The organism is Arthrobacter sp. (assembly GCF_031988865.1).
Lineage (GTDB): Bacteria > Actinomycetota > Actinomycetes > Actinomycetales > Micrococcaceae > Arthrobacter_B.
Genome location: NZ_DALZXY010000114.1, coordinates 1,722 through 8,616 on the forward strand (window position 1 = coordinate 1,722; position 6,895 = coordinate 8,616).

Sequence of the window (6,895 nt, forward strand, 5' to 3'; positions counted from 1 at the left end):
CCACCACACCCCGCTAACCGTTAGGAACCCGTCATGGCGCTCACCGTGAGGACGGAAAAGCCGAAGTCCGCCGCAGCCGGCGTCCGCCGTGTCGGCTTCGGCAGCAAGCTGGCCCGCTGGGACGTCAAAGTCTCTCCCTACCTCTACATCTCCCCGTTCTTTATTCTGTTCGCCGTCGTGGGACTGTTCCCGCTCGTCTACACCGGCTGGGTATCACTGCACAACTGGAACCTGATTGGCGGCAACCAGGGATTCGCGGGCCTGGAGAACTATGAGTTCATCCTGAACCAGCCCTATTTCTGGAACGCCGTGGGAAACACGTTCTCCATCTTCTTGATCTCCGCCGTCCCGCAGCTGATCGCTGCCATCGCCATCGCCGCCCTGCTGGATGCGAACCTGAGGGCCAAAACGTTCTGGCGGATGGGCGTGCTGCTGCCCTTCGTCGTCGCTCCCGTGGCGGTCGGCCTGATTTTCAACAACATGTTCGCGGACCAGTCAGGAGCCATCAACTCCTTCCTCTCGGGCATCGGCCTGCCCGCCGTTCCGTGGCACTCGGACTCCCTGGCCAGCCATGCGGCGATCGCCACGATGGTGAACTTCCGCTGGACCGGCTACAACGCGCTGATTCTTCTGGCCGCGATGCAGGCGATCCCGCGGGAGCTCTACGAAGCGGCCATCATCGACGGCGCCAGCCGCTGGCGCCAGTTCGTCTCCGTCACCGTTCCCATGCTGCGGCCGACCATCATCTTTGTGGTCATCACTGCCACCATCGGCGGGCTGCAGATCTTTGATGAAGCACGGGTGTTCGACCCTTATGGGCTGGGCGGTGCGGACCGGCAGTGGCAGACCGTGACCATGTACATCTGGGAACAAGGCTGGGGCCAGCGCAACTTCGGCCGGGCATCAGCAGTGGCCTGGCTGCTCTTCGTGATCATCGTCCTTATTGCCCTGCTCAACTTCCTCATCACCCGGCGCATCGCGACCCAGGGAGGACGCAAATGACTTCCGTGCCCATGATTGAACAGTCCGCCGGAAAACACGCTGCCGAGGCGGCGCGCCGGCGCCGTGCACGCCAACGCACGCGGCCGCCGGAACCGCCGCGGCGGAACGGACTCAAACGCCGGGCCACGGGCGGCTTCAACCGCCGCCCGGGTTTCCTGACCTACGGGCTGCTGGGCGCCGTCCTGCTGGGCTCGGTCTTCCCGCTGTTCTGGACCTTCCTGGTCGCCAGCCATGATTCCCGTGCACTGAACGCCGGCATGCCCCTGATTCCCGGCGGTAACTTCTTCATCAATGCCGCCGCGGTGCTGGACAGCATTCCGTTCTGGAAAGCGCTGGGCAACAGCATCCTGGTCTCCAGCGTGACCGCCGCGTCCGTGGTGCTCTTCTCATCGCTGGCCGGCTTTGCCTTCGCGAAACTGCGGTTCCGGGGCTCGAAGGTCCTGCTGGTCTTCGTCGTCGCAACCATGGCCGTGCCCACCCAGCTCGGGGTGGTGCCACTGTTCATCGTGATGTCCAAGCTCGGCTGGGCGGGGACGATGGGCGCGGTGATCGTCCCCGGACTGGTCACGGCGTTCGGCGTGTTCTGGATGACCCAGTACCTGCGCGATGCGCTGCCGGATGAGCTGATTGAGGCCGTGCGGATGGACGGGGCAAACATGTGGCAGGCCTTCTGGCATGTGGCGCTGCCCGCAGCCCGCCCGGCGGCAGCCATGCTGGCGCTCTTCACCTTCGTGGCGACCTGGACCAACTTCTTCTGGCCCTTCATCGCCCTGAATCCGCAGAACCCGACCCTTCCCGTGGCACTGGCCCAGCTTCAGTCCGCCCGGTTCGTGGACTACTCGGTGGTGCTGGCCGGCGTCGTGCTCTCCACCATCCCGCTGTTCATCGTTTTCGCCATCGCCGGCCGGCACCTGGTTGCCGGCATTATGCAAGGAGCCGTGAAGGGATGACTGATTCCGGAACCCGCCAGCGGGCAATGCCACCGGGATTCCTCTGGGGCGCCGCCACCGCGGCCTTCCAGGTGGAGGGTGCCACCCGCGAAGACGGACGGACCGACTCCATCTGGGACACCTTCTGCCGCGTCCCGGGCGCCGTCGCGGGCGGCGACACAGGGGACGTGGCCTGCGGCCATTACCATCGGATGCCCCAGGACGTAGCCCTGATGAAATCCCTCGGGCTGCAGTCCTACCGGTTCTCCACCTCGTGGGCGCGGATCCGGCCCGACGGCGGCGCGCCCAACCCGGCCGGACTCGACTTCTACAGCCGGCTGGTCGATGAACTGCTGGAAGCCGGAATCCGGCCTTGGATCACGCTCTACCACTGGGACCTGCCGCAGGCACTGGAGGACCGGGGCGGCTGGGCCAGCCGGGATACAGCCTTCCGGTTCGCCGACTACGCTCTGACCGTCCATGACGCGCTGGGGGACCGGGTCCGGGACTGGACCACCCTGAATGAGCCCTGGTGTTCGGCGTACGTAGGCTATGCCAGCGGCGAGCACGCACCCGGTCTGCAGAACCGGGCCCTGGCCGTGGCCGCCAACCACCACCTCCTGCTGGGCCACGGTCTGGCGCTGGAGGCGTTGCGCGGCCGGGATACCGGCCTGGACATTGGGCTGACCCTGAATTTCACCGTCGCTGATCCGGTCAACCCGGAAGACCCTGCGGACGTGGACGCCGCGCGGCGGATCGACGGGCAATTCAACCGGATGTTCACGGATCCGGTCTTCCGTGGGGCATACCCGGCGGACGTGCTTGCGGATATTGCTCCGTACGGTCTGGAGCGTCACATCCGGGACGGGGACCTGGGCCTGATTTCCGCGCCCATCGACTTCCTGGGTGTGAACTACTACAACGGGCACGCCGTGACCGCAGCACCGGGTCAAGAGAGCGTGACCAGTGCGGCGCCGTCGTCCCGGCCCACTGTCAGCCCCTATCCGGCAGCCGACGGCGTGCGCACCGTCAGCCGCGGCCTGCCCGTCACCGGGCAGGGCTGGGAGATCCAGCCCGAGGGTCTGCACCGGCTGCTGACCCGCCTGCACCAGGAGTACTCCGGCCCCGCCGGGGTTCCGCTGTACATCACCGAAAACGGAGCGGCGTTCGACGACGAACCCGGCCCCGGCGGCCTCGTCGAGGACAGCAGGCGGCGGGAATTCATTGCCTGGCACCTCTCGGCCGTGGCGGACGCCGCCGCGGAGGGTGTGGACGTCCGCGGTTACTTCGCGTGGTCGCTGCTGGATAACTTCGAGTGGGCCTGGGGCTATGAGAAGCGTTTTGGCATTGTGCACGTGGACTACCAGACCCTGGAGCGCACACCCAAGGCCAGCGCCCTGTGGTTCGCCGAGGCAGCCCGGCGGAACGCGCTGCCGGCGGTTCCCGCCGTCCTGCTGCCTGAACTGCGCTGGGAAGGGCCGGCACCCGGTCAACCAGCGCCCGGCGACCCGGACTCCAAACCGTCCCGCGGGGCCCCGGGCCCGGGGATCGGCGTACCGGAAGACGGAGAGGGCGGATCCGCAGCGGTCCGGGATGTCGTATCGTCGAAATAGTGTCCACGCCGAAGCCAGACGGTGCGCCAAACGCAGCGTCGCCAAAACCCCGCCGCACCAGCCCCACCCTTGAGGATGTGGCTGCGCTCTCCGGCGTCTCCCGGTCCACGGTTTCCCGGGCGATCAACGGCGGAGCAAAGGTCAGCCCGGCCACCCAGGCGGCGATCGACAAGGCGATCAGCGACCTCGGATTCAGCCCCAACCGGGCCGCCCGGTCCCTGGCGACGCAGCGCGCCGACTCAATAGCGCTGGTCATTCCGGAACCGGACGGAAGGGTCCTGGTGGACCCGTTCTTCGCCATGACGCTGAACGGCATCACCGAGTCGCTGAAGAACACCGAGGTCCAGCTGGTGCTGCTCATCGCCAGGCAGGGGGAGAAGGCCGGCCAAACACTGCGCTATCTCCGCGGCGGGCACGTGGACGGAGCGATTGTGGTCTCCCACCACCAGTCAGACGAGCTCGAAACCGCGCTGGCCGGTTCCAGCATGCCCTCGGTTTTTATCGGCCGGCCCTGGGAACTCTCCGAGGACCTGCTCTACGTGGACACTGACAACGTGGCCGGCGGACGGCTTGCTGCCGGGCATCTGGCCAAGGCAGGTCGGCGGCGGATCGCCACGGTTGCCGGCCCGGCGGACATGTCACCGGCGAGGGACCGCACCGAAGGCTTCCGGCAGGCACTGGCCGCGGCCGGCCTGGAACCTGCCGGCGTCGAGCACGGGAACTTCACCACGGCCGGCGGCGCTGCGGCGGCCGTGCGGCTGCTGGACGCCGATCCGGGCATCGACGGGATCTTCGCGGCCTCGGACCTGATGGCGCTGGGGGTGCTCAGTGTGCTGGGTGCCCGCGGGCTGAAGGTTCCCGAGGATGTTTCGCTGGTCGGATATGACAACCACGGTATTGCCGCCACCAGCACCCCGCCGCTGACCACCGTCGTCAACCCCATGATCGAGATGGCGCAGCGGGCGGGCGGGATGCTGCTGGCGGAAATCGAGAACCCCGGCTCCCACCGGGCTCCGGTTATTTATCCGCCGGAACTGGTGATTCGGCGCTCGGCATAAGCTCCTGCGCACCCAGCGCGTCCAGGACGAAGGCATAGTCCCACGCCCGGTCCTTCCATGCCTCGTAGCGGCCGGAAGCTCCGCCGTGGCCGCCTTCCATCTCGATCTTCAGGACGATCGGTTCGGAACCGGTGGTAACTTCGCGGAGCTTTGCGACCCACTTGGCTGGCTCCACGTAAAGAACCCGGGTGTCATTGAAGCTGGTGACCGCCGCGATCCGCGGGTAGTCCACGGGCCGGATGTTCTCATACGGGGTGTATTCGCTCATGTAGCGGTACACCTCCGGATCGGTAATGGGGTTGCCCCATTCCTCCCACTCCAGGGCGGACAGCGGCAGCTCCGGATCCAGGATGGAGGTCAGCGCGTCCACAAACGGCACCTGCGCCACGATCGCCTTGTATTTCTCCGGAGCCAGGTTCGCGACGGCGCCCATCAGCAGGCCGCCGGCCGAGCCGCCCATGGCGGCGATCCGCGCCGGGTCCACCCAGCCGGAAGCGGCAACGTGCTCGGTGGCGGCCACGAAGTCGGTGAAGCTGTTCTTTTTGTGCAGCTTCTTGCCCTGGTCGTACCAGGCGCGGCCCATTTCACCGCCGCCGCGGATGTGCGCGACGACGAAGATGACGCCGCGGTCCAGCAGTGACAGCCGGGAAATGTTGAAGGCCGGGTCCATGGAGATCTCGTAGCTGCCGTACGCGTAGACGAGTGCCGGATTGGAGCTGTCGCGCTTGACCTCGGCCCGGCGCAGTATGGAGAGGGGCACCCGGGTGCCGTCCGGCGCCGTCGCCCAGTCCCGTTCGGCCACGTAATCGGCCGGGTCGTAGCCTCCGCGGACCGGGGTTTCCTTGCGCAGCTCCAGTTCGCCGCTGGCCAGGACATAGTCGTAGACGCGCGGCGGCGTCAGGTAGGAGGTGTAGCTGAGGCGGATGATCGGCGAATCGTATTCCGCGTTGGTCAGGCCCGCGGTGTAGAGCTCTTCGTCGAAGGCGGGTTCGGTCGGGGTGGCCTGCGCCGCGGTGCCCAGGCCGTCCAAGGGCAGAATCTGTACCCGCTCGGTGGTGTCCTTGCGCACCGAAACGAGGACGTGCGTGGAGGTGACCGATGCCCCGTTAACCCGGACGGCGTCGTCGTGCGCCACGACCGTGTGCCAGGCCTGGCCGCTCAGCGGCTTGGCGAACTCGGCGCCGGAGACCAGGGAAACCATCGAGTTCAGGGCATCCCGGTTGTGCGTGATGAGGTACTGCCGTTCGCCGTCCCGGGTGAAGGGTTCGGCTTCGTAGAGGATGTGCTCGCTGCGCGGAATGAGGGTGCGCACGGTGCCGGTGGGATCGTCGAAGTCCAGCACCCGGTATTCGCTGTACTCGGAGCAGCTGATGCCGATCAGCAGCTGTTTGCGGTCTGCGGAGAGGTCGAAGCCGGTCCACATGGCGACGTCGTCCTCCTGATAGATGACCGCGTCCTCTTCCACCGGGGTGCCCAGGGTGTGGGCCTTGACCTGGTAAGGGCGCCACGATTCATCCACCACGGTATAGAAGACCCGCGTGCCATCGGGGGAGAAGGCCAGGGAGTAGAAGACGTTGCTGACGACGTCGGGCAGCAGCTCACCGGAGCGCAGGTCCTTGATGCGCATAGTGAACCGCTCATCCCCGGCATTGTCTTCGGAGTAGGCCAGCAGATTGCCGTCCTCCGTGACCGCCAGGCCGCCGAGCGAGAAGAAGGGTTTGCCCTCGGCTTCGGCGTTGCCGTCGATCAGGATCTGCTCTCCGGGCACGGCAACGCCGGGTTCGACGACGGGCGGGGTCCAATCAGCGTGCAGGTCCCCGGTGTCCTGAGCTGCAGTACGGCAGTGGATGCCGTACTGCCGGCCCTCTTCGGTGCGGGTGTAATACCACCAGCCGCGCTTACGGGCCGGAACTGACAGATCGGTTTCCACCGTGCGGGCCTTGATCTCATCGAAGATCCGCTGACGGAGCGGCTCCTGGCCGTTCGTGACGGCCTCGGTGTACGCGTTCTCCGCCTCGAGGTGCGCGACGACCTCCGGGTTTTCCTTTTCCCGCAGCCATTCGTAATCGTCAACGAACGTATGGCCGTGGTGCGTGCGCTCGGTGGGTACCTTCTTGGCGACGGGAGGCTGCGTAGTAGTCATCCCTCGAATATATCCAGCCTGGCCCGCAGTGGAAGGTGGCAGCCTGCGGTTATGCCGCGGGCATAGCCGCAGGCAGCGGGCCGGTCGGGCGGGGAGCGCGGGAGGGTCGGGGCGGCGGGAGGGTCGGGGCGGCGGGCAGGGAAGTGCGGG

General features: G+C 66.9%; 5 protein-coding genes. 4 read left to right on the top strand and 1 reads right to left on the bottom strand.

What is annotated here, in order from left to right; translation table 11 throughout:
• Positions 1-33: 33 nt before the first annotated feature.
• The 4 genes from RTN46_RS15355 to RTN46_RS15370 are packed head-to-tail and all read left to right on the top strand — an operon-like array spanning position 34 to position 4,602.
• Entirely contained in the window at positions 34-1,002 is a 969-nt protein-coding gene (locus tag RTN46_RS15355) for a sugar ABC transporter permease (RefSeq protein ID WP_312182669.1), read from the top strand.
• The gene (locus RTN46_RS15360) at positions 999-1,952 is read left to right on the top strand and encodes a carbohydrate ABC transporter permease (RefSeq protein ID WP_312182671.1); all 954 of its coding nucleotides are present in this window, start codon (positions 999-1,001) and stop codon (positions 1,950-1,952) included. The genes RTN46_RS15355 and RTN46_RS15360 overlap by 4 nt, the downstream gene beginning before the upstream one ends.
• A complete protein-coding gene (locus RTN46_RS15365; protein ID WP_312182673.1) occupies positions 1,949-3,544 on the top strand; it encodes a GH1 family beta-glucosidase in 1,596 nt (531 codons plus the stop codon). Before RTN46_RS15360 ends, RTN46_RS15365 begins: the two co-directional genes overlap by 4 nt.
• Positions 3,544-4,602, top strand: coding sequence for a LacI family DNA-binding transcriptional regulator (locus RTN46_RS15370; protein WP_312182674.1), 1,059 nt, complete (start codon positions 3,544-3,546; stop codon positions 4,600-4,602). Before RTN46_RS15365 ends, RTN46_RS15370 begins: the two co-directional genes overlap by 1 nt.
• On the opposite strand, the gene RTN46_RS15375 is transcribed toward RTN46_RS15370, so the two are convergent.
• The gene (locus tag RTN46_RS15375) at positions 4,562-6,745 is read right to left on the bottom strand and encodes a S9 family peptidase (RefSeq protein WP_312182675.1); all 2,184 of its coding nucleotides are present in this window, start codon (positions 6,743-6,745) and stop codon (positions 4,562-4,564) included. The two genes, RTN46_RS15370 and RTN46_RS15375, sit on opposite strands and share 41 nt — an antisense overlap.
• Positions 6,746-6,895: the final 150 nt, after the last annotated feature.